Source organism: Actinomadura bangladeshensis, assembly GCF_004348335.1.
Taxonomy (GTDB): domain Bacteria; phylum Actinomycetota; class Actinomycetes; order Streptosporangiales; family Streptosporangiaceae; genus Spirillospora; species Spirillospora bangladeshensis.
The window spans coordinates 39,402-61,677 of record NZ_SMJW01000004.1 but is presented as its reverse complement, the minus strand read 5'-3'; the positions used below and the strand labels follow the sequence as shown (position 1 = coordinate 61,677).

The window sequence follows — 22,276 nt, the reverse complement described above, 5'->3', positions numbered from 1 at the left end:
CTTTCCCAGCGGTATCTGGAGTGATCTGCAAGTGGCGAAGTTTCTTTACCGGATCGGACGGTGGGCCTTCCGGCGGCGCCGGCTCGTGGGCAGCCTGTGGCTGGGCGCCCTGGTGCTGGCCGCGGTCGCCGCCGCCATGGCGCCGGCGGCGCAGGACGAGGGCCTGTCCATGCCCGGCACCGAGTCGCAGAAGGCGTTCGACCTGCTGGACCAGCGCTTCCCGCAGGGCAACGCGCAGGGCGCCGAGGCCCGCCTGGTGTTCCGGGCTCCGGACGGGCAGCGGGTGACGGCCCGGGAGAACAGGGCGGCCGTCGAAAACGCGCTCGCCTCGCTGGACGGGGGCGACCAGGTCGCCTCCACCACCGACCCCTACAAGACCGGCGCGGTCAGCGCGGACGGCACCATCGCCTACTCCGTGATCACCTACACCGCGGACGCCGTCGACCTGACCGCGTCGACGAAGAGCGCCCTGGAGGGCGCCGCGGGCCGGGCCCGGGACGCTGGGCTGACCGCGGAGATCGGCGGCTCCGCCCTGGACTCGGACGAGGCGCCGGGCGGCACGACGGAACTCATCGGCGTCGGGGTGGCGGCGGTGGTGCTGCTCCTCGCCCTCGGGTCGCTGGTCGCGGCCGGACTGTCGCTGCTGACCGCCTTCTGGGGCGTGGTCATCGCCTTCAGCCTGGTCACCGCGCTGGCCGAGGTGCTCGACCTCACGTCCACCGTCGCCATCCTGACGCTGATGCTGGGGCTGGCGGTCGGCATCGACTACGCGCTCTTCATCACCTCCCGCTTCCGTGACGAGCACGCCCGGGGGTTCGCGCCGGAGGAGGCCGCCGGGCGGGCGGTGGGCACGGCGGGGTCCGCCGTCGTCTTCGCCGGCGCGACCGTCGTCATCGCCCTGGTCGGGCTCGGGGTCGTCGGTATCCCCGAACTCACCAGGATGGGCATGGGCGGCGCGGGCGCCGTGGCGCTCGCCGTGCTCATCGCACTGACCCTCGTCCCGGCGCTGATCGGCTTCTCCGGCCGCCGGGTGCTGTCGCGCGCCGTCCGCAAGGCCGCCCGGCCGGGAGGCGCCGGACCGCAGGCCGTGCCCGCCGGCCGCCGTCCCGGGCTCGGCACCCGCTGGGCGCGGTTCGTGCTGCGCCGGCCGCTGACCGTGCTGCTGGTCGCCGGGCTCGGTCTCGGCGCCGTCGCCGTGCCGGCGCTGAGCCTCGAACTCGGGCTTCCCGGAGACGAGTCCGCGTCGGTGGAGACCACCCAGCGGCGTGCCTACGACCTGCTGTCGGAGGGTTTCGGCCCCGGCTTCAACGGCCCGCTGACCGTGGTCGTGGACCTGTCGGACGCCGCGAACCGACAGGCCGCCACGGGCCTGGTCACCAGGACGGTACGCGGGCTGGACGGAATCGCGTCGGTCGACGATCCGGTTCTCAACCAGGCCGAGGACACGGCCGTCCTCACCGCCGTCCCGCGGACCGCGCCGAGCAGCGCCGCGACCAAGGACCTCGTGCACGACATCCGGGACGCGGCCTCCGGCGTCGAGGCCGGCACGGGCGCCGTCATGGTGGTGACCGGCACGACCGCGCTGAACATCGACATCTCCGAAGCCATGTCGGACGCCCTCGTCCCCTACCTGAGCGTGGTCATCGGGCTCGCGGTGCTCCTGCTGACGGTGGTGTTCCGCTCGATCCTGGTCCCGGTCAAGGCCGCCCTCGGCTTCCTGCTGTCGGTCGGCGCCGCCTTCGGAGTCCTCGTCGCCGTCTTCCAGTGGGGCTGGGCGGCGGACCTCATCGGCATCGAGCAGACCGGGCCGGTGATGTCGCTGATGCCGGTCTTCATCATCGGGATCGTGTTCGGCCTCGCCATGGACTACGAGGTCTTCCTCTTCACCCGGATGCGGGAGGCGTACGTCCGCGGCGCGTCCCCCGGCGAGGCGGTCGTCCGCGGTTTCCAGTACAGCGGACGCGTGGTGGCCGCGGCGGCGATCATCATGATCAGCGTGTTCGCCGGGTTCATCGGGATGGCCAACCCGACCATCCAGACGATGGGCGTCGGCCTGGCCTCCGCCGTCGCCTTCGACGCGTTCGCGGTCAGGATGGCGATCGCGCCCGCGGTCCTGGCGCTGCTCGGCCGCCGGGCATGGTGGCTGCCGCGTACGCTTGATCGTGTGCTGCCGAACGTGGACGTCGAGGGCGAGGCGCTGGGCGGGCATGCCCCGTCCGCCGCGACCCGGCCCGACGCGACGTCCCCGCGCCGTCCCGTCGGCCGACGCTGAGCCGGCCATGACGAACACGGGCGGCGGTGTCCTGCGTCCGCGCGGGCTGCGGTGGCGGGAGGGAGTGATCACGGCGATCGCGCTCGCGCTCTGCCTGCTGGGCGGTGCGCTGCGGGTCGACGACGAGATCCTCTCCTCGCCGCCGCCCGCCGCCTACCTCATCGCCGCGGCGTCCTGCGCCGTGCTGCCGGCCCGGCACCGGTCACCGGTGGCCGCCATGGCGGCCACGACCGCGATCGGCGCGCTGGTGCCGCCGCTGAACCTCCTGCTGACGCCGCTCATCCTGGCGCCCGCCGTGATCACCGCCTACACGCTCGCCGTGCGCGCCGACCGGCGCACGGCGGGCGCGGTGCTGGTCGCCTCCGCGGCGCTGCTGGTCGCCTCCATCCTCGTGTTCGAGTTCGGGACCCTCTCCTGGCAGGACGCGAGCAGGATCGGAGCGGTGGCGGTGTTCCCGCTGGTGGCCGGCATCCTCGGCCACTCGACGCAGAACCGGCGGGCCTACCTGGCGGCGGTGGAGGAGCGGGCCCGGCGGGCCGAGAAGAGCCGGGAGAGCGAGGCGCGCCGCAGGGTCGCCGAGGAGCGGGTGCGCATCGCCCGGGAGTTGCACGACCTCGTGGCCCACCAGATCACCCTGGCCAACGCGCAGGCCACGGTCGCCGCCCACCTCTTCGACACCCGTCCGGAGCAGACCCGCCGGAGCCTGGCCGACCTCGTCGACACCACCGGCGCCGCGCTCGACGACCTGCGGGCCACGGTCGGCCTGCTGCGCCAGTCCGGGGACGCGGCCGCGCCCGCGGAACCGGCGCCCGGGCTGTCCCGGCTGCCCACGCTCCTGGAGTCGTTCCGCCGCGCGGGTCTGGAGGTGGCGGTGCACGAGGAGGGCACCGCCCGGCCGCTGCCGCCCGGGGTGGACCTCACCGCCTACCGCATCATCCAGGAGGCACTGACCAACGTGACCAAGCACGCCGGTACCGGCAGCGCCCGGGTGCGCCTCGCCTGGAGCCGCGATCGCGTGACCATCATCGTCGCCGACGACGGAACGGGCGCCCGGACGGCACCGTCCGCGTCCACGGCGCCGGACCACCAGCCCGGCTACGGCCTGATCGGGATGCGCGAACGCGCCACCGCCGTCGGTGGGCACCTCTCCGCGGGCAGCCGCCCCGAGGGCGGCTTCCTCGTCTCCACCGAACTGCCGCTCCCGCCCGCCAGGGACATGACGCGCAGGACCAGCGGAACCGGGGAGACACCGTGATGCTCCGGGTACTGCTCGCCGACGACCAGGCACTGCTGCGCGGCGCCTTCCGGATGCTCCTCGACAGCGCCGACGACATCACCGTGGTCGGCGAGGCCGCCGACGGCCGGGAGGCGGTGCGGCTCACCCGGGAACTCCGTCCGGACGTGGTGGTCATGGACATCCGCATGCCGGACGTGGACGGCCTCACCGCCACCGCGCAGATCTGCGCGGACCCGGACCTGCGCGCCAGCCGCATCCTGATCCTCACCACCTACGAGACCGACGAGTACGTCGCCCGGGCACTGCGCGCGGGGGCGAGCGGCTTCATCGGCAAGGGCATCGGGGCCGAGGACCTCCTCGACGCCGTGCGCACGATCGCCGGCGGCGACACCCTGCTGTCCCCGGCAGCGACCCGCTCGCTGGTCGCCCGCTTCCTGGCCACCCCGGACGGCGTCCCGCCGGAGAACCCCGAACGACTCGCCAGGCTCACCCCGCGCGAACGCGAGATGGTGGCCTTGGTCGCGACCGGCCTGTCCAATCAGGAGATCGCCGAGCGGATGTTCCTCAGCCCCTTCACCGTCCGCGCCCACGTCCAGCGCGCCATGACGAAGTTGGACGCCCGCGACCGAGCGCAACTGGTCGTCATCGCCTACCGAACCGGCCTGGCCCAGGCCGCCCCCACCGACCCCCTGCCCTAGCCGCCTCGGAGGGCCATCGGATGCAGAATGGAGTCGAATGAACAGCGTTCCTCCACCAGACGGCCAGAGCGGCCCTTTCCCGGGCGGCGTTCCCGGCGGCGCGGCGCCGGCTCCGTTCCGCGCTCCCCACGCGAGCGGCGCGTACCGGCCGGTGACCCGTGATCCGCTCATCTACTTCCCGGTGATGCTGAACGGCGACCATGTCGGCTACCTGTGGGCGGGGACGGACGACCGTTCCGCGGGCTTCCTGCGCCGACCGGGCTTCCTCGATGTGGCCTACAAGACCCCGATCCTCTGGTCACGGCGCCTCCAGGAGGCGAGCCGGCGGGAACTCCCCTCCCGCGACGCGGTCAGGCAGTGGATCGGACGTCCCGAGGACCCGATCGGCGGCGGCGTCCCCGCGGACGCGACCGAGCGCACCGCCGCCGACTACACCGCGCTCCGCCGGCTCGACGACCCCGGCTACCAGCCGTCCCCCACGGACTCGATCCTCTACGGCGAACTCCCCGACGGCTCGCCCATGGACCGCTCGAAGGGTTGGGGGCCGCTGTCCTTCACGTTGCCTCCCTCCTACGACCTGACCACCACCGGACCCGTCCGTCATCTGCCGGTCGTCGGTGACGACGGCCTCGTTCTCGGCTACCTGTGGGCCGGCCTCCACGGCAACGCCGCCCAGTTCCTCCCGCGCGACGACGCCGCCGCCATCGGCAGCGCCGCGATGAGCCCCTGGATCCTGCGCCTCCGCGAACTGCACGCCGAAGGCGTCCCCGCGATCGAGGCGCTACAGCGCTGCCGCACGTTCCCCGCCGACCCGACCGCCGGGCACGTCCGCCCGGACGCGCCCGCGCAGGAATCGGCGAGCCTGGACGACCTGCGGCGGCACGCGTCCGTCTACGGCCAGTCGCTCCGCTTCTCCGAGAACCCCGTCCCCGGCGCCCCGGACGTCGCCCGCCGCCCCGCCCTGGACCCGCAGGAACGCGACGCCGTGCTGGACTACCTGCGCCGGGGCCTCACCGTCCACGACAGCGGCCGGTTCTTCGCGGACGGCTTCGACCCCGCGCGCCCCCAACGGGTTCCGGACAGCTACCACACCGACGGCACCTGGGTCTGGCGCGGCGGCACCGTCCACCACCTCGACCACCACGGCATCCCGCCCGAGCCCGGTCTGCTCCGGCACATCCGCGGCAACCGGTTCAGGCTCCCGCCCCTCGGCCCGGACGACCGCGAGCGCGGCAAGCGGACACTCCGCCTGCACCGCCTCCTCGTCCCCGCCCCAAGGCCGCCCCGCTGATCGTCCGCTCAGGACGAGGAACCGGGCGCGGCGGCGAGCCGCGCGGTCGTCGCGGTGAGCCAGACCAGGCCCAGCGCCGCCCCCGCGGTGAAGACCAGCACGCTCGCGGCGGAGCCGGCGAAACCGGCCAGGACGGCCACCGGAACGATCCGGGACGCCACCGCCCAGACGCGCTGCCCTTGTGCTGAGAAGCGCCGGGCCAGCACGAAGAACGCCGCGCACAGCGCCAGGTAACCGACCATGCCGCCGAGCATGTGGACGGCGCCGCTCGTGCTCAGCGACGCGGCCGGGCCATCGGGGGTGCCGGCGGGGAAGCCGGCGCCGGGGTCGGCGGTGAACACTGCGCTGACCAGGAACGAGGCGCCGAACACGGCGACGAGTCTGGGTGCCCAGACGCCGCCGGGACCGCCGTCCAGTACCCGCCGGATCCCGACCGCGCCGGCGATGATCAGCACGCCGGTGAGCGCGAAGCCGGTCTTCTGGATCCAGCCGAGGTCGCCCAGGCTGAGCTGGCTGATGGCGTTGCGGGTGAAGTCGTAGCCGTCCCGGAGCAGCCCCTGGACCACGCCTGTCACCAGGAACAGCGGACCCGCGGCCATCGCGCAGCCCAGCAGCGGCCGGACCGCCGGACGGGCGGCGTGCGCGGGGCGGGCGGCGTGCACCGGACGGGTGGCGGCCGGGGTGTGAATCGTCTGCGTCATGAAGAGTCCCTTGATCGGTGGGGGCTGGTCCGAAGCAAGCTTGTCTTTTGCAAGCAGACTTTGTCAACCGAAGTACAGTCTGGGATGTGCATCACGATGTCGCCCGGTCGGCACAGGTCCGGCATCGCCCCCGCTACAACGGAGATTGCCGGGCCGGCCTGGGGCCGGCCCGGCAACGTGGCGCGGAGTCGCGCGCAGTCCGGTGGGAAGTCGCGGGCGATTACGAGTCCTGGTAGACCTCCAGTTCGACGATGCGGGAGTAGTCGCCGCTGTTGGACGCCAGCGCGACGACGCGCACGGACGCGGTGGAGACCACCGGGTCGAGCGGGATCTCCACCCGGCCGGCGGTGTTGCCGCGAATGCTGGACACCGTCGTCCACTCGCCGCCGCTGCCGAGCGTCTGGACGTCGAAGTCCTTCAGGCCGTAGCGGGCGGCGGGGTAGCGCGCGGAGTTCAGCGTGTGCAGGACGACCCGGTCGATCGGCTGCGGACCGCCGAACTCGACCGTGTAGGTGTCCGGGAACACCGCGCGCGTGCCGTCGTTCCAGCCGGTCCGTGCGGACCAGTCCTCGGAGTCGGTGTTGGCGTCGACCGCGCCGCAGACGTTGAAGTTGCCGTGCGTGGACGAGGCGCTGACGGGTCCGCCGAGGGCGAGGTTGGCGCCCGGCCCGGACGGCTTCGGCGTGACCGTGACGGCCGTCTCCTGCGCGGGTCCACGCGGCCCGAGCCGCAGGGACACCTCGTGCGTCCCTCCGGCGGAACCGAGCGGCGCGGAGACCTGCGCCCGGACGACGATGCTGCGGCTCGGCGGCACGTAGGTCGAGATGACGTCGTGCGAGGTGAGGAGCGGACGCTCCGGCGTGATGAACACGTCGACGTACTCGCCCTCGGAACCGGAGTTGGCGAGGTCGATCAGCAGCGGCCTGCCTCCGCACGGGGCGGCGAGCACGTCCAGCGCCCCGGACTGCACCGTCATGGTGACCGACCCGCGCCCCTGCTTGGCGGCGGAGGCCGTGCCGCCGTACGCGGCCACACCCGCGACCGCCGTGAGCGACGCGGCCAGCAACGCGATGATCTTGCGAACGCTCACGTGCGCTTCCCCTTCAGCGGCTCGGGAGGGTCGACTTCGGAGGCGGCCAGGAAGCTCTTGCCGCGTGCGGTACTGGTGGAGTCGGCCTGCAGGCCGGGCTTGCCGTCCTCGACGGCGAAGCCGGCGCGGGTGAACACGGGCGCGCCGCGTTCCCGGACGTACGGCACGACGCGGTAGGACGCGTTCAGCGTGTCGGGCGTGACGTTGAACGTCATGTATCCGCGCTGCCCGTTGTAGAAGCGGATGTGGTCGTTCGCCGCGAGGAACTGCGAGCCGTACTCGTCCATGTCGGCCCCGTCCATGCCGGACGAGATGGACGAGCCGAGGAACTCCGTCGCGATCGTGGGGGAGGCGGGGTCGTCGAAGTCCCGCTTGACGTCCGCGGCCATGCTGCGGTGGAAGTCGCCCGACAGCACGACCGGGTTGCGGACCTTCCGCTCGACGATCCCGTTCAGCAGCCGGTCGCGGGACGGCTTGTAGCCGTCCCACAGGTCCATCCCGAACGCCTGCCCGGGATCGGTGTTGAAGTCGACCTGCGACAGCATCATCTGCTGCGCCAGGACGTTCCACTTCGCCTGCGAGCGTCCGAGGCCGTCCAGCAGCCACGCCTCCTGGGCGTCGCCGAGCAGCGTCCGGGACGGGTCGAGCCGCTCGTCGCAGTCGGTCTTCAGGCCGTCGCCGCACGCCTGGTCACTGCGGTACTGGCGGGTGTCCAGGACGTTGAACTCCAGCAGCCGGCCGAAGGTGAACCGGCGGTACAGCGGCATGTTCTGACCGGCCGGCTCCAGGACCCGCAGCGGCATGTGCTCCCAGTACGCCCGGTAGGCGTTGGCGCGGCGGACGAGGAAGTCCTCCGGCGGCGCCGACGGGTGGGCGAGGTCGGCGTAGTTGTCGACGACCTCGTGGTCGTCCCAGGTGACGATCCACGGTGCCATGGCGTGCGCGGCCTGCAGTTCCGGGTCGAGCTTGTAGAGCGCGTACCGGTCGCGGTACTCCGACAGGTGGACGGTGGGGGTGTGGAACTTGTCCGGCACCGGCGTGTCGGGCCTGCCGCCATTGGTCTGGACGCCGAACTCGTACAGGTAGTCGCCCAGATGGACGACCAGGTCGAGGTCTTCCCCGGCCAGGTGGCCGTACGCGGTGTAGTAGCCGTCGAACCACGCCTGGCACGACACCATCCCGAAGGCGAACGCGCTCGCCGTCGTCCCGGGCGCGGGGGCGGTCTTGGTCCGTCCGGTCGGTGAGATCTCGTTGCCCGCCTTGAACCGGTAGAAGTACTCCCGGCCGGGACGCAGGCCGCGCACGTCGACGTGCACCGAGTGCGCGTACTCCGGCCTGGCGGTCGCCGTCCCGTCCCGGACCACCCGCCGGAACCCCGCGTCCTCGGCGACCTGCCAGCGGACGGGGACGCGGTACGGCTCCATGCCGCCGAGCGAGGCCAGCGGATCCGGCGCCAGCCGCGTCCACAGGACGACCGAGTCGGGCAGCGGGTCGCCGGACGCGATGCCGAGGCTGAACGGATCGCCCTTGAACCGGGACACCTCCCGCGTCAGGGTCGACGGCTCCGCCCGCAACGGCCCGAACGCCAGCGCCAGCGCCCCGATCCCGGAGTAAGCCAGGAAACGCCGCCTGCCCGGATCCCTCAGAGCAGGCCCGGGGTCTACATCTTCGCTCACCTGCACGCTTCCCTTCCCGTCCGCAGCCCTCACACAGGACTGAGTCGATATCAGGATCACCTGCGATCTCGACGTTAAAATAACGTCAAAGTTGATATATGTCTCCCCCTAGTTAACATTCGGGAGCGCCGGCGGGCGCGGGAACTCTGCTGAGCAGTGCCGGGGTGAAGGCGAACAGGAGGACGGCGAGGGCGGCGACCGCGACCATCGCTCCGCGGAGTCCCACGGCCTCGGCCCACAGCCCGACGTAGACGGGGCCGACGAGGAAGCCGAGGTAGGACACGGCCGTGACGACCGATGTCGCGCGGCCCCGGCGGGACTCGTCGACGTTCGCCGAGACGACGCCGAGCAGGGTCGGGAACAGCACCGCGGTTCCGGCGGCGGCCGCCGCAAGACCCAGCGCGGCGATGAACAACGTGGGCGCGGCGGCGATGACGAGCGCACCGGACGCGGCGGCCGACGCGCCGGCGAGGAGAACGGTGCGGGCATGGGCGGCCTTGAGACCGCCTGTGGAGAACCGCGTGACCGCGACCGTGCCGGCGAATACGGCGGGTGCGACGGCGCTCAGCCCCGCACCGGAGTGAAGCTCCACGTGGGCGAAGACCGCGCTCCAGCTCTGGTGCGCGTTCTCACTGGCGAACGCGAGCGCGCCCAGGGCTCCGACCAGCGGCAACGCGACGGCCCCGCGTCGGCCGAGCCGTGCCGGAGACGCAGCGGGGACGCGGCCGTGCCCATAAGCGGCGGCGCCGGAAGCCGGTGCCTTGCGCAGGGAGGCGCCGGCCGCCAGGCAGAGAACGGCCACGGCCGTGAACGGGACCGCGAGCGGCAGGGACGCGGCCGAAGCCAGCCCGGTGCCAAGACTGGCAAGGACGACCAGGCCGGAGAAGACGCCGTGCGCACGGGTGAGGACGGGGCGGCCGATGATCCTCTCGGCTCGTCCGGCGAGCGCGTTCATGGTCACGTCCGCGGCTCCGCTGGCGGCGCCGACCAGGGCGAGCCCGGCGCACAGGGTCGCCGTGTTCACCGCGGCCAGCGACAGCACGGCACCGGCGAGGCCGAGGGCGGCGATGGCCGCGGCCGCGACCGGCGGCCCCCACCGGTCGAGCGCCCTGCCGGCCGGCAGCATCGCGGGAAGAGCGCCCGCGCCCACGAAGAGCAGCGCGAGGCCGAGCCGGCCGTCCCCGACGCCGGCCTGCTGCTGGATCCGCGGCACGGAGGTGCCCCACACACCCCAGAACGAGCCGAACGCGGCAAAGGGCACGTACGCCCGGACGATCACGTGGCGCGGCGACGGATCGGGAGCTCTCGCCATGTGTGTAACGATACACAAGCCACGCTAGGCTGGCTCTCGTGGAATCGTCCGTGGGCCCGAAGCGGGTGACCCTCGCACAGGTCGCCGAGCTGGCCGGCGTATCGGTCATGACCGCCTCGTACACCTACAACCGGCCCGACCGCGTATCGGATCGGGCGCGGGCGAAGGTGCACGCGGCGGCGGCCCGGCTCGGGTACGCCGGGCCCGACCCGAGCGCCCGATCACTGCGCCGCGGCACGACCCGAACGCTCGGCGTCGTGATGGGGGAGCATCTGAGCTACGCGTTCGACGACCCGGAGGCGGTCTCCTTCCTCGCCGGGATCGCCGATGTCTGCGCCGACCGCGGTTACGGCATGACGATCCTGCCGATCACCGGTGCCGCCGATGACGTCCCCCGGATCACCGACGCCGCCGTCGACGGGTTCATCGTCTGGACCACGTCCGACGATGACCCGGTATTGGCGGCCGTCCAGGCGATGAAGCGTCCCGCGGTCGTCCATGGCGGGCCGAAGGTTCGCGGAATGGGTCTGGTCGGCATTGACAATCGCGCGGCGGCACGCGCGGTGGGCGCGATCGCGTTCGCGGGCGCCGAACGTCCGGCGGTAGTGAGCTTTCCGCTTTCCCGGGAGCGGACCAGCGCGGTCGTCAGCGGCGCGGACGTCACCGACGTGCTGTTCCCGGTGACGCGGGAGCGGCTGGAAGGCTACCGGCGGGCAGCCGAGGACGCCGGAATCGCCTGGCGGGACGTGACCATCGCGGTATGCGCACGCAACGACGCGGCAGAGGCCGAGCGGATCGCGGCGACCTTGCTCGCCTCCGCCGACCCGCCCGACGCGATCGCGGCGATGAGCGACCAGCAGGCGGCCGGGGTCGTCCACGCGGCCCGCGCCGCACGACGGGCCATTCCCGGCGATCTGGCGGTGACCGGATGGGACGACGCGGCGGTGGCGGCGCGACTCGGACTGACGACGGTCGCGCAATCCCTGCGCGAACAAGGCGCGGCATGCGCGCGCGCAGCGCTCGGACGGAAGCCCGATTCCCGGACCGCGCCATGGTCCATCGTCCGCAGAGAAAGCACGCGCCGATGACGTATCGGCCCCGCGGCTTGTCGTGTAATGAGCAATCCATGACTTGGGAAAATGCGTTTAGTGGTGGTCCGCGGCAGGTACGGCTCGTGGTCGAGAGGGGACCTCTCTCGAGAACGGAGCGATGCCTTGCAGCAAGCCGGACGGATCTCGCCCCAGGTCATGGAGTCGCTCTCGACGCCCGAGCGGGTGGAGACGCATCTGGGCACTCTGGAATTCCCGCTGGGCAGGCCCACGGACGAGACCGCCGACCGCGTCTACGACCATCTGGACCATGTGCAGGCCGTCCGGGGCTTCCTCGACGCGTATTCCGGGGTCAATATGTGGGCGGCGCGCAGGGGCTTCCTCGAGGCCGGTATCAGGGACCACGACGTCCTGCTCTTCTCGGAGTTCATGGATTCCGAGACGCTCGTGCTCACCGGGAACGCCGACACCGTCTATTTCATAAGCTTTCTCGACCTGACCGAGGGCCCGCTGGTAGTGGAAATACCGCCCCTCTCCCTCTGTTTCGTCAATGACATGTGGTTCCGCTGGGTCGCGGATCCCGGTATGGCCGGGCCGGATCGCGGGGCCGGCGGCAAATACCTCTTCGTGCCGCCCGGTTATGAGGGTCCTCTCCCGGAGGGCGGCTACTTCACACAGCCGACTCGCACCACGCGCCTTCTCCTCGGCGGGCGGGCGTTCCTGGAGCGCGACGACCCGAAGCCGGCGGTCGAGCGCATCAAGGAGGGGCTGCGCATCCACCGCTACGTCCCCGGGTTCCTCGGAACCAGCATCGGGGAGATCGTCACGGGGGGCACGGCCCCGCCGTCGCCGTGGACCGCTGAGACGTGGACCGCCGCGCTCCGCAGGGCCGACCCGCCGCGCTTCATCGAGGGCACCGGGCTCGCCGTGAACACGGTCCCGCCCGCGGACGCGACGTACTTCGACTTCGCGAGTGAACTCGTGCACGACCAGCCGGCCGAGGCGCTCGATCCGGAGATCGCCGGCGCGCTGGCCGCGGTCGGGATCGCCAAGGGCCGGCCCTTCCAGCCGGATCCGCGGATGCGCGGCATCCTCGCCGAGGCGGCCGCGGTGGGGAACGCCACGGCCCGTACCCTCGCCTTCCGCCCGCGCCCGGACGAGGGGGCGCACTTCTACGGTGCGTCCTCCCAATGGGTCAACGGCCTGCTCGTGTCCGGCTACGACTTCATGACCCCGCCCCCGGAGATCACCGACCGGGGCGTCGAGCTCCGCAGGAGCGACGGCGCCCGCAGGCTCAACCTCCGGAACTGGTGGTGGTACCTGGGCGTGGGCATCAGCCCGGCGTTCACCGCACCGTTGCCCGGCATCGGCTCGCAGTACCTGTTCGCGTTCGCGGACCGGCAGGACCGGGCCCTCGACGGGGGCGGGCACTACCGTCTGGTGCTTCCGCCGGACATTCCCGCCGCCCGCTTCTGGTCGTGCACCGTCTACGACAACCAGACCCGCTCGATGCTCTCCACGCCGCAGCGCTTCCCCCGGGCCGGCAGCCAGGACTATCCGACCCCGGCGGCGGTCGCCGATGCGGACGGCACGACCACGGTGCACTTCGGGCCCGACCGGCCCGACGGCGTGCCGGAGGGCAACTGGATCCAGACCGTGCCGGGCAAGGGATGGTTCGTGGTCCTGCGGTTCTACAGCCCTCTGCCGCCGTTCTTCGACAGGACCTGGCGTCCGGGCGAGGTCGAGGCGGTGGGCTGACCCGGCGCGGCGGTGATCGGGGCGATCGGTAGGTGTGACGGTCCGGACGGCGAGCCGGCCATGCTTCTAGGAGGAACGCAGTGCCCCACGTGAGCGACGCGCCCAGCCCGGGCGTATCAGCTGAGACCCTCGCGTCGATCGGCGTCCCGGACCGGCTGGAGGCGGTCTTCGGCGCGATGGGCTTCTTCGACGGCCTGCCCCTGCCCGACACCGTCACCCGGAGCTACGACGCGCTCGACCTTCTGCGCGGGATCGAGGTCTTCCTCAACTGCCTGCCCGGCGCCGCGATGGTGGCGATGCGGCGCGGGCTGCGGAGCCTCGGGATCGACTCCCACGCGATCGGCTACACGGCCCCGCGGTGCAGTTCGGCACCCCTGATACTCACGGTGAACACCGAGACCACGTACGGGTTGGCCTTCCTGGCGCTCGATCAGGACGGCCCGACGGTGATCGAGGTGCCGGAGGGCTCGCTGAGCGTCGTCGACGACTTCTGGCAGCGCTACGTCGCCGACATGGGGATCGCCGGACCCGACGAGGGCAGAGGAGGCAAGTACCTCTTCCTGCCCCCGGGCCACGACGGCGACGTCCCGGACGGCTACTTCGTCTCGCGGTCGCCGACCTTCGCCTGCTGGGCGACGTTCCGCGTGCTGGGGGGCGTCGAGAGCCTGCTCAAGACGCGGATGTACCCGCTTTCGGCCGCGGCCGACCCGCCTGAGCAGCGTTTCGTCAACTTCGCCGACTCCGTCTTCAATTCGGTCCCCGCCAACGACTTCTCGTTCTTCGGGGAGGTCGACGAGATCGTCCAGGAGGAACCGCCCGAGGCGCTCGACCCCGAGCGCGCGGGACAGCTCGCCTCGATCGGCATCGTGCCCGGCGAACCCTTTCGGCCGGACGACCGCATGCGCTCCATCCTCGACACCGCCGCGCGGGTCGGGGCGGGCCTCGTACGGACGCTGACCTTCAAACCGCGCGACCCGGATTTCTACTACTACGCGGGCAGCTCGTGGAAGAACATGTTCCCCTCGGGGAGCCACGAGTTCCTATCGCCGCAGGGTGCGCGGCTGCTGGACGCTCGCGCCATCTACCATCACGCGGCCGTCGTGGTCACGCCGGCGATGGCGAAGGCGGCGGTCGGGGCCGGATCGCAGTACGCCTACACGGCCGAGGACTCCACCGGCGCCTGGCTCGACGGCGAGAAGAGCTACACGCTCACCCTTCCCAAGGGCATCCCGGCGAAGAACTTCTGGGCCGTCGACGTCTACGACCCGCAGACCCGGTCGCTGCTGCGCACCGACGACCCCTACCCGAGCGTGAACAGCCTCTCGGACGCCGTGCGGGCCGAGGACGACGGCGACACGGTCATCCACTTCGGCCCGACCGCGCCGCCGGGCCGGGAGGCGAACTGGATCCAGACGGTCCCCGGTAAGGGATGGTTCGTCGTCCTGCGGCTCTACGGTCCGCTGGAAGGCTGGTTCGACCAGAGCTGGCGGCCGGGCGAAGTCGAACCGGCATGAGGTAGACGGCCGTGGGCGAGGCGATCGGTCAGATTCTGTCGTACGGGGTCGGAGTGGCGCTGAGCCCGTTCCCGATCATCGGTGTGGTGCTGATGCTCGCGACCCCCAGAGCGCGGTCCAACGGGCCGGCGCTGCTCCTGGGCTGGGTCCTGGGTCTGTCCCTGGTCGGCACGATCGTGCTGCTGGTCTCGGGCGGTGCGGGCCCGAGCGACCAGGGGCAGCCTGCCGGCTGGGTCAGCGCGCTCGACCTGGCACTCGGCGTGCTGCTGCTGTGGGTGGCGGTGCGGGAGTGGCGCGGCCGGCCGCGCGGCGACGAGGAGGTGCCGCTGCCGAAGTGGATGCGCACGGTCGACTCGTTCACACCCGTCAAGGCGGGAGGACTCGGAATCGCGCTGTCCGCCGTCAACCCGAAGAACCTGCTGCTCGTGATCGCCGCGGCGGCGGCGATCGCGCGCACGGACACCTCGGCCGGCGCACAGGCCGCGGCACTCGCGGTCTTCGTCGTGATCGGGGCGCTCGGGACCGGAGTGCCGGTCGTGCTCTACTTCGTCCTCAAGGAGCGCTCCCGGCGCATCCTCGACGGCCTCAAGCTCTGGATGGAGCGCAACAACTCGGCGATCATGACCGTGGTCTGCCTGATCCTCGCCGCGAAGCTGGTGGGCAACGCGATCAGTGATCTCTCCTCCTGATGAGGCCGAGCATGCCCGGGCTGTTCCCTTCACTGCGGGGGTACCGGCGGCAATGGCTGGGGCGGGACGCCCTGGCCGGGGTGACGGTGTGGGCGGTCCTCGTGCCCGAGGCGCTCGCCTACGCGACGATCGCCGGCGTCTCGCCCGTGGTCGGCCTCTACGCCGCGCCCGTGGCCCTGATCCTCTACGCCGCCTTCGGCAGCTCCAGGCACCTGGTGGTCGGGCCGATGGCGGCGACGGCGGCGCTGTCGGCGGCGATCGTCGGTGAGGCCGCACGCGGTTCGAGCGCGGATGTCCGCACCGCGATGACGGCGGCATTGGCCGTCACGGTGGGCATCGCGGCGCTCCTCGCCGGACTGCTGCGCCTCGGCTTCCTCGCCGGCTTCATCTCCGAGCCGGTCCTGAAGGGCTTCATCGTCGGCCTGGCACTGACCATCATCGCGGGCCAGTTGCCGAAGCTGTTCGGCGTCGAGGCTGCGCCGGGGGACTTCTTCGAGAAGGTCTGGGCGCTGCTCGGCGCCCTCGGCGGAACGAGCGGGCTCACCCTCGTGGTCGGCGCCGGCAGCCTCCTGCTGATCCTCGTCCTCAAGCGGGTCGCCCCGTTCCTGCCCGGTTCGCTGCTCGCGGTGGCGCTGGGGATCGCGGCGGCGGCGGCCTTCGATCTGGAGGACCACGGTGTCGCCGTCGTCGGCGGAATCGCGACCGGGCTGCCCTCGTTCGGCTTCCCCGACGTCTCGGTGGACGACCTCGGCGGCCTCGCCGCCGGGAGTGTCGGCGTGCTGCTCGTCGCCTTCGCCGAGGGACTCGGTGCGGCGAAGAGCTACGCCGCCCGCGACCACTACGAGGTGGACGCCGACCGCGAGCTGATCGGGCTCGGGGCCGCCGGCCTGGGGGCCGGCCTGTCCAGCGGCATGGTCGTCAACGGCAGCCTGTCGAAGACCGCCGTCAACTGGTCGGCGGGCGCGCGCACCCAGCTGTCCGGGGTCTTCACCGCCCTCCTCACCGTGATCACGCTGCTCTTCTTCACCGGCCTCTTCGAGAAGCTCCCCGAGGCGGTGCTCGCGGGTGTGGTGATCGCGGCGGTGGCCGGGCTGGTCGACGTCCCCTCGCTGGCGGCCCTCTACCGCGTCTCCACCCGCAGGCCCGGCCGGGCTTACGGCATCGCCGCGCGGCCCGACTTCGTCACCGCGGTCGCCGCGATGCTCGGGGTCATGGTCTTCGACACGCTGCCCGGCCTCTTCATCGGCATCGGCGCCTCGTTGCTCCTGCTCCTCTACCGCTCCTCGCGCCCGGTCATCAGCGAACTGGGGCAACTGCCGGGGAACGGCCACTTCGCCGCGCTGGACAGGCACACCGACGGCCGCAGGATCCCGGGGGTGATCGTGCTGCGCGTCGAGGCGGGCATCTACTTCGCCAACGCCGAGCGGATCCGGTCCACGGTACGAAGCGCCGTCGGCCGGGAAGGGGCGACGGCGGTCGTGATCGACGCCGAGACGGTGCCCTTCGTCGACGTCAGCGCGGTACGCATGCTCGACGAGATGGCCGAGGAACTGGAGACCCGCGGAGTCCGGCTCCTGCTGGCCGGCGACGTGGGTCAGGTCCGGGACGTGTTGCGCACCGCCGAGGCCAGGCCGGAGTTGAGGCACGTTCATCCCACCGTGCAGGCGGCGGTCGACGCGGCCAGGACCGGGACATGACGCAACCGGGGTAGACCACGGTGGAACCGGGGGCGGCGGCCGCGCGAGACGCCCGTGACAGGACACACCCGGCCCGACTTGCTTAACTATGGACGATCTTGTCGTTACTGTCGTACCCCAAGGTCGGCGAAGCGATCACCGGAGGTAGCGATGAGGTCCGGACGGTGGATGCTCGTCGCCTGGCTGATCATTGGGGCGCTCGCCGCGGGACAGCGCCACTACTACGCCCAGTTCGACGGCAGCTGCGCCAAAATCGCCACGATCGGGATCACCTGGGCCTCCGGCCCGCTCAACTACATCGGTCTCAACCCCACCGCCGACTGCAAGGTCCCCCAGCCGAGCAAGTGACACGCCGGGCTCTACGACCGCGCCTGTCAGATGGCGGGGTGCTGTCGGTGAGGCGCGGTTCTCGTCACCTGCGGCGGCGCTTCTGGTGGCGGTGCTTGGAGGCGGGGCGCTGTTGCGGTGGCTTCTTACGGGCGGGCTGTTGCCGGGGATTGCGGCCACGGGAGCTGTTGGGGGTGCGGCCGCGGACGATGCCGATCAGTTCCTCCATCAGGTCGGTCGTCTCGGCATCGAGCCAGGCCAGGCCGATCTGCGACTGAGGAGCGTCGGTCACGGTCCGGTAGGTGAGGTCTCTGCGGTGGTGGAGGCGGGCCAGAGACTGCGGGAGCAGCAGGACGCCGGCTCCCGACGCCACCAACCCGATCGCGTCGGCGGTACTCCCGGGACGGGTGAAGGCCGGTTGCCCGGGGCGTTCGCCCCAGGTCAAGACGTCGTCGAGCGGCTCGAACACGTCCTCGTCGGCGAGATCGGCGAGATCCACCTCCTCCACTGCGGCCACCGCGTGGTCCTTGGGCACCACGACCACCGTCGTCTCCACGTACAGGGGGATCACATGGAGGCCCTCGCGGTCGACGGGCAGGCGTACGAACGCCGCCTCCACGCCACCGTTCCGCAGCAGGGGGACGACCTCGGCCGCCGGCGTATGCAGCAGGCGAAGCGGCACCTCCCGGACCCGCTCGGCCCACACCCCGGCCCACTTCCCGGGCGTCACGCCCGGCACGTAGGCCAGCCGGAACTCACCATCGGTCACCCCGCCACCCTAGTCACGGCGAGACGGTTCCCTGCCGCTGGCTACCCTTGAGGCCATGGGCACGTCCAAAGCAAAGACCCCGCAGACAATGAAGCCCGCGACCGCGGCCAAGAAGCTGGGGATCCTGCTGTCGGCAGCACCCGCCGAGTTCCAGGAAGGGCCCGTCTCCCGGGACGAGTTGAACGCGCTCCAAGCCGACCCGCCCTCATGGCTGGCGAACCTGCGCCGCGAAGGCCCCCATCCCCGCCAGGTCGTCGCCACCAAGCTCCGCGTCTCCATCTCAGGTCTGGCCCGCGCCGGCATCACCGACCCCCTCACCACGGCCGAGATCGAGGACCTGAAGGCCGAAAGGCCCGACTGGCTGGAACGCGAGCAGGCCGTCCAAGCCGAAGTCCGCAGGGAGGAACTCCGCCTCAAGCGGCAGCGCGCCAAGGCCTGACTCGCGTGACCCCGCCGCGGCAGGGTCCTGACCCGCGGTGTCACCCGGAGGGGACGAGAGGGCGCGTCAGGGAATCGCGGCCTCGATCTGGGCGAGGTGGGCGGCGAGGATCTCATCGAACGCGATCCTGACCGCGTCCGACCTCAACGCCATCGACGCCGCCGTCCCCACCACCGGGGCCCAAGGAGCCCGATACGGCGACCACGGCCTCGGCATGATCGACCGGTGACACCGGCAGCCGAGGCGGACACAACCGTGGTCAGATCGCGGTGGCCACCTTCCATGCCGAGTGCATCGCGCCCTCGATGTAGTCGACCTCGTTGGCGTCGCCGACGAGGTGGACCGTGCCGGGCGAGAGGAGGGCTGGGAACGTTCGCTGGCGGGTCACCACCAGCCGGACACTATTTCGCTGCACCGGCTACGTCTGCGGCCTTCTCGATCATCGAGACGTGCCACTCCGCTCGGAGTTCGGAGGCGGTGATGCGCGCGGCCGGGCGGTGCCCGCGGTGCCCGGCCGCGGGCACCGCCCGGCCGCGGGTGCCGGTTCAGCGGGGGGCGGAGAACCAGCGGTGCGGGTGGCGGGTGAGGCTGTATCCCGCCACGGCCGCCGCGGCGGCGAGGACACCGCCGCCGAGCGTCCACCACCACCGGCTGGACGGCCAGGAGAACCAGCCCTTGACGCGCTCGGCGGGTTTCGGCGCGGAACCGGCCGCGGTCGGAGACCCGGACGGCGACGCGGGTGCCGCCGCGTCCGGGGCCAGGGTGGCCCCCGGGTTGACGGGCGGGGACAGCGGCGCCTTCAGGTTCCCGCCCGCCGGTTGCGCGTCGCCGTCCTTCGCGGTGATCCGCACGTCCGCCCGGATCGGCAGGCCGAGGTCCTGCTCGGGCAGGGCGCTCGCCGACAGCCGCAGGTAGTAGGTGCCCGGCAGCGGGTCGTCGGACCACGGTTCGGCCCACGCGCGGACCCGCCGCAGTGTGCAGCGGAGGTCGGCCCGTGCGGCGTCGGCACCGACCGTCGCGTTCTGCGGGCCGGCCGTGCACGCCTGGCGGCGGCGCAGCCCGTCGAAGACGTCGGCGGTGTACGTCGCGGCGCCGTGGCGGTTCCCCGCCGGCGGGAGGGTGACGGTCACCGTGACCTGGCCGGTCTGCCCGGCGGCGAGGGCGAACGACCAGTACAGATGGTCGCCGGTCGAGGCGGACACCCGGACCGGCTGGCCCGGTTGCACGGTGGTCGCCGTGAGGAAGGACGTCCCGGCGGTGCCGACCGGCGGCGGAGGGGAGGGCTCGTCCGCGGCGGCCCGTCCGGCGGACGGCGGAAGGACGGCGGTCGCCAGCACAGCGGCCGGCAGGACGAGCAGGGGGGCGGCGCGCACGGTCAGTTCTCCTTCCAGATGGCGACCCGCCAGCGGGCGAGCCATCCCATGACGAGACCGGCGACCAGGCCGGTCCCGGTGAGCACCACCAGCAGCAGCCAGCCGCGGCCCAGGTCGGGCCCGCCCGGTGCGTCCGAGGACGGCACCAGGTCGACGGTCAGCTCCAGCGGCATGCCGGGCGCCGTCCGCACGTAGGCGGGAGAGGAGAAGGAGTTGCTGACGACCAGGCAGACCGGCCGCAGGTCGGGCGAACTGCCGGACCCGCCGTCGGACGTGGGCGACGCGTCCGCCCTGACCTGCCGTTCCGCCCAGCGCAGGCCTGTGGACCTCACGTCGGTGCGTCCACTGCCCGCGTCGGTGCCGCGGACGAGTTCCTGGCCGTCCGTCGACACCGCGCGCAGCAGCACGCCGTGGTCGGGGTTCAGCCTCCGGTCGAGCGAGAGGCTGATGGAGGCGCGCAGTTCCTGCCCGGGAGCCACCCGCACCCGGTACCAGCGGTGCTCGCTGAACCGCTCCCGGTCGGTGTACACGCCGGGCGTCAGCAGCGGCGCGTCGGCGCACTGCGCGCCCCCGGCCACCTGCTGCGGGGTCTGCCGGTAGGTCGCGCCGGCCCGCTGGACGAGCTGGTTGAGCCGGCCGGTCAGCTCCTCCTGGTGCTGGACGGCCGTGTAGGTCCCGCCGGTCGCGTCGGCGATGCAGGTGAGCTGCCGGCGGACCTTCTCGTCCAGGGTGAGCCCGAGGGTGTCCACGACCAGATGCGTTCCCTGGGCGGCCAACTTTCGGGCCACCTCGCAGGGGTCGGGCGGCGAGCAGGTGTCCTCGCCGTCGGTGATGAGGACGATTCGCCGTGTCGTCTCCCCGGTGCCGAGGTCGCGGGCCGCCGCGCGGAGCGCCAGCCCGATCGGCGTCCAGCCGGTGGGGCGCAGCGTCGCGATCGCCGTCTTCGCCTGCACCTTGTCCATCGGACCGACCGGGAAGAGCTGCCGGGTGTCCCGGCAGCCGACGGATTTGGGACTGCCGGGGAACCGGTACTGCGACCCGAGCACCCGGATGCCCAGTTGCGTCTCGGCGGGCAGGGCGTCCACCACTTCGTTCAGCGCCTGCTGAGCGGCCGCCATCCGGCTGCGCCCGTCGATGTCGCGGGCGCGCATCGAACCGCTGACGTCGAGCACCAGTTCGACCTTGGGAGGCTCCGCGGGAGCTTCGGCATCGCCGTCATCGGCGGTGCCGGGGGGCGCGCCGACGAACGTCAGGGCGGCCAGCAGGCCGAGCAGACCGCCGCCCGCGAACCATCGTCTGGTGATCATCGAAGGATCTTAGTGATCTTCGGTGGCCTCGGTGGCCGAGATCGCCGCACTCCGGGCACATGGCACGATCCCGCGCGGGCCCTGCAGCGCCGGCCCTGGGCGCTGGGCGGGGCGGGGGTCGGACGTGAGTCCAGAGCCGATCGAGGGAGTCGCGGTCATGGCAGACGTGGTGCTTGTGGCGCTGACCATCGCGGTGTTCGCGGCGCTCGTGCTGGTGGTGCAGGCGGTGGTGCGCCTGTGAGCGCCGTGAACGCGGCGGGGCTACAACGCCAACTCCGCCCATCCCTTCGAGAACCCCACGGCCTGGACGAACTGGATCGAGATCCTCCTGCTGCTGATCGCGTCCGCGCTGCCTTGCACGCGGCTGCCGGCGTCGCGACTCCCGACCCCCGGCACACGCCGGGAAAAGCGACCATGAACATGCCTTCGCGCGACTCGATGCGTCAGTTGTCGGGGTCGCCGGGTCCGCGGAGGGGGGAATGGTGGTCCAGGCGGCCGGTGCTCGTGTCGGACCGCAGGGCGTGTGCGCACCGTAGGAGGTTCTCGGCCAGCGACTTGCGGTCGACGGCGTCGATCTCGGCGAACATGATCGCTTCGATGTCGTCCAGCGCGCGGTCACAGCGCCGCAGGACGTCCAGGCCCCTGCCGGTGACCCGGGCGCGCAGCACGCGCCCGCCGTCCGGATGCGGATCGCGGCGGATCAGCCCGCGCCGTTCCAGGTCGCGGATGACCAGATTCATCGCCTGCGGCGTGACGAAGGCGATGCGGGCCAGCTCCGCCGACGACGGCCCGTCCCGAAGATGAAGCTCGCTGAGCGCCATGTACTCGGTCGTGGTGACGCCGTGCCGGGCCAGCGCATCGTCGAGACGGGCCCGGATACGTCGCTCCAACCGGAACACCAGATAGCTCACGCGCGGCTGCGGAGCACCGGCCGGCCGGGCCGGTGGGGGAGTGCGGCGGTCGGTCACCGGAAGACCATACCTCCGGAGCCTCCCGGAACTGTCGGCCGTGAAAGTTTTCATGAACACGTCGCAAGGATCTTGATATCAATACCCTTGATACCAGCGGAAACTCGCC

General features: G+C 72.1%; 21 protein-coding genes and 2 pseudogenes. 14 read left to right on the top strand and 9 right to left on the bottom strand.

The features are described 5' to 3' along the window. The first annotated feature begins 31 nt into the window (after positions 1-31). The 4 genes from E1284_RS01995 (at position 32) to E1284_RS01980 (ending at position 5,498) form a co-directional block, all read left to right on the top strand. Positions 32-2,272: an MMPL family transporter gene (locus tag E1284_RS01995; RefSeq protein WP_131936374.1), complete on the top strand. Its 2,241-nt coding sequence runs from the start codon at positions 32-34 to the stop codon at positions 2,270-2,272. 7 nt (positions 2,273-2,279) lie between these two features. Next, on the top strand, positions 2,280-3,527 hold the full coding sequence (locus E1284_RS01990; RefSeq protein WP_131936372.1) for a sensor histidine kinase: 1,248 nt from the start codon (positions 2,280-2,282) through the stop codon (positions 3,525-3,527). Beyond that, on the top strand, positions 3,527-4,207 hold the full coding sequence (locus E1284_RS01985) for a response regulator transcription factor (RefSeq protein WP_207923510.1): 681 nt from the start codon (positions 3,527-3,529) through the stop codon (positions 4,205-4,207). The genes E1284_RS01990 and E1284_RS01985 overlap by 1 nt, the downstream gene beginning before the upstream one ends. A 151-nt stretch (positions 4,208-4,358) precedes the next feature. Then, positions 4,359-5,498, top strand: coding sequence for a hypothetical protein (locus tag E1284_RS01980; RefSeq protein WP_131936368.1), 1,140 nt, complete (start codon positions 4,359-4,361; stop codon positions 5,496-5,498). 8 nt (positions 5,499-5,506) lie between these two features. Here the strand turns inward: E1284_RS01980 and E1284_RS01975 are convergent, their stop codons facing one another. The 4 genes from E1284_RS01975 to E1284_RS01960 all read right to left on the bottom strand — a co-directional run bounded on the left by E1284_RS01975 (position 5,507) and on the right by E1284_RS01960 (position 10,277). Beyond that, positions 5,507-6,199 carry a DUF998 domain-containing protein gene (locus E1284_RS01975; RefSeq protein WP_131936366.1) on the bottom strand — a complete coding sequence of 231 codons (693 nt, stop codon included), beginning with the start codon at positions 6,197-6,199 and terminating at the stop codon, positions 5,507-5,509. 220 nt (positions 6,200-6,419) lie between these two features. Next, positions 6,420-7,289, bottom strand: coding sequence for a discoidin domain-containing protein (locus E1284_RS01970; RefSeq protein ID WP_131936364.1), 870 nt, complete (start codon positions 7,287-7,289; stop codon positions 6,420-6,422). After that, a complete protein-coding gene (locus tag E1284_RS01965) occupies positions 7,286-8,965 on the bottom strand; it encodes an alkaline phosphatase D family protein (protein ID WP_207923506.1) in 1,680 nt (559 codons plus the stop codon). Before E1284_RS01965 ends, E1284_RS01970 begins: the two co-directional genes overlap by 4 nt. Before the next feature lie 112 nt (positions 8,966-9,077). Beyond that, positions 9,078-10,277: an MFS transporter gene (locus E1284_RS01960; RefSeq protein WP_131936360.1), complete on the bottom strand. Its 1,200-nt coding sequence runs from the start codon at positions 10,275-10,277 to the stop codon at positions 9,078-9,080. 38 nt (positions 10,278-10,315) lie between these two features. Here E1284_RS01960 and E1284_RS43570 point away from each other — a divergent pair. From E1284_RS43570 to E1284_RS01930, 7 genes and pseudogenes are all read left to right on the top strand, one after another. Beyond that, positions 10,316-10,465 (top strand): annotated as a pseudogene (locus E1284_RS43570) (LacI family DNA-binding transcriptional regulator); the annotation flags it as partial. Between the two features lie 72 nt (positions 10,466-10,537). After that, positions 10,538-11,365 (top strand): substrate-binding domain-containing protein, encoded by an 828-nt coding sequence (locus E1284_RS01955; RefSeq protein ID WP_243714199.1) that lies wholly within the window; start codon positions 10,538-10,540, stop codon positions 11,363-11,365. 126 nt (positions 11,366-11,491) lie between these two features. After that, a complete protein-coding gene (locus E1284_RS01950; RefSeq protein ID WP_207923505.1) occupies positions 11,492-13,084 on the top strand; it encodes a DUF1254 domain-containing protein in 1,593 nt (530 codons plus the stop codon). Positions 13,085-13,164: 80 nt separating this feature from the next. Next, positions 13,165-14,598 (top strand): DUF1254 domain-containing protein, encoded by a 1,434-nt coding sequence (locus E1284_RS01945; protein WP_207923504.1) that lies wholly within the window; start codon positions 13,165-13,167, stop codon positions 14,596-14,598. 11 nt (positions 14,599-14,609) lie between these two features. Next, entirely contained in the window at positions 14,610-15,287 is a 678-nt protein-coding gene (locus tag E1284_RS01940; protein WP_131936356.1) for a GAP family protein, read from the top strand. Positions 15,288-15,298: 11 nt separating this feature from the next. Further along, positions 15,299-16,984 (top strand): SulP family inorganic anion transporter, encoded by a 1,686-nt coding sequence (locus E1284_RS01935; RefSeq protein ID WP_131936354.1) that lies wholly within the window; start codon positions 15,299-15,301, stop codon positions 16,982-16,984. Positions 16,985-17,134: 150 nt separating this feature from the next. Further along, on the top strand, positions 17,135-17,332 hold the full coding sequence (locus E1284_RS01930) for a hypothetical protein (RefSeq protein WP_131936352.1): 198 nt from the start codon (positions 17,135-17,137) through the stop codon (positions 17,330-17,332). 64 nt (positions 17,333-17,396) lie between these two features. On the opposite strand, the gene E1284_RS01925 is transcribed toward E1284_RS01930, so the two are convergent. Then, positions 17,397-18,080, bottom strand: coding sequence for a LysR family transcriptional regulator substrate-binding protein (locus E1284_RS01925; protein ID WP_131936350.1), 684 nt, complete (start codon positions 18,078-18,080; stop codon positions 17,397-17,399). Between the two features lie 55 nt (positions 18,081-18,135). On the opposite strand from E1284_RS01925, the gene E1284_RS01920 reads away from it, so the two are divergent. Beyond that, positions 18,136-18,519, top strand: coding sequence for a DUF5997 family protein (locus tag E1284_RS01920; protein ID WP_131936348.1), 384 nt, complete (start codon positions 18,136-18,138; stop codon positions 18,517-18,519). A gap of 259 nt (positions 18,520-18,778) precedes the next feature. On the opposite strand, the gene E1284_RS43565 is transcribed toward E1284_RS01920, so the two are convergent. From E1284_RS43565 to E1284_RS01905, 3 genes are all read right to left on the bottom strand, one after another. Continuing rightward, positions 18,779-18,907 (bottom strand): hypothetical protein, encoded by a 129-nt coding sequence (locus E1284_RS43565; protein ID WP_279433011.1) that lies wholly within the window; start codon positions 18,905-18,907, stop codon positions 18,779-18,781. A gap of 157 nt (positions 18,908-19,064) precedes the next feature. Continuing rightward, complete coding sequence (locus tag E1284_RS01910) at positions 19,065-19,892, bottom strand: hypothetical protein (RefSeq protein WP_243714196.1); 828 nt, start codon at positions 19,890-19,892, stop codon at positions 19,065-19,067. A gap of 2 nt (positions 19,893-19,894) precedes the next feature. Next, entirely contained in the window at positions 19,895-21,199 is a 1,305-nt protein-coding gene (locus E1284_RS01905; protein ID WP_131936346.1) for a VWA domain-containing protein, read from the bottom strand. 31 nt (positions 21,200-21,230) lie between these two features. Between E1284_RS01905 and E1284_RS01900 the strand changes: the two genes are divergently transcribed. Both E1284_RS01900 and E1284_RS01895 read left to right on the top strand, forming a co-directional pair. After that, a complete protein-coding gene (locus E1284_RS01900; RefSeq protein ID WP_131936344.1) occupies positions 21,231-21,440 on the top strand; it encodes a hypothetical protein in 210 nt (69 codons plus the stop codon). A gap of 33 nt (positions 21,441-21,473) precedes the next feature. Then, positions 21,474-21,617: pseudogene (locus E1284_RS01895) on the top strand (potassium-transporting ATPase subunit KdpA); the annotation flags it as partial. A gap of 25 nt (positions 21,618-21,642) precedes the next feature. Here E1284_RS01895 and E1284_RS01890 read toward each other — a convergent pair. Further along, the gene (locus E1284_RS01890) at positions 21,643-22,098 is read right to left on the bottom strand and encodes a MarR family winged helix-turn-helix transcriptional regulator (RefSeq protein WP_243714198.1); all 456 of its coding nucleotides are present in this window, start codon (positions 22,096-22,098) and stop codon (positions 21,643-21,645) included. Positions 22,099-22,276: the final 178 nt, after the last annotated feature.

Coding starts and splice junctions, on each gene's coding strand:
- E1284_RS01955 (WP_243714199.1), top strand. CDS start 10,538: ATGGGGGAGCATCTGAGCTACGCGTTCGACGACCCGGAGGCGGTCTCC.
- E1284_RS01990 (WP_131936372.1), top strand. CDS start 2,280: ATGACGAACACGGGCGGCGGTGTCCTGCGTCCGCGCGGGCTGCGGTGG.
- E1284_RS01920 (WP_131936348.1), top strand. CDS start 18,136: ATGGGCACGTCCAAAGCAAAGACCCCGCAGACAATGAAGCCCGCGACC.
- E1284_RS01905 (WP_131936346.1), bottom strand. CDS start 21,199: ATGATCACCAGACGATGGTTCGCGGGCGGCGGTCTGCTCGGCCTGCTG.
- E1284_RS01975 (WP_131936366.1), bottom strand. CDS start 6,199: ATGACGCAGACGATTCACACCCCGGCCGCCACCCGTCCGGTGCACGCC.
- E1284_RS01985 (WP_207923510.1), top strand. CDS start 3,527: ATGCTCCGGGTACTGCTCGCCGACGACCAGGCACTGCTGCGCGGCGCC.
- E1284_RS01960 (WP_131936360.1), bottom strand. CDS start 10,277: ATGGCGAGAGCTCCCGATCCGTCGCCGCGCCACGTGATCGTCCGGGCG.
- E1284_RS01930 (WP_131936352.1), top strand. CDS start 17,135: ATGAGGTCCGGACGGTGGATGCTCGTCGCCTGGCTGATCATTGGGGCG.
- E1284_RS01935 (WP_131936354.1), top strand. CDS start 15,299: ATGCCCGGGCTGTTCCCTTCACTGCGGGGGTACCGGCGGCAATGGCTG.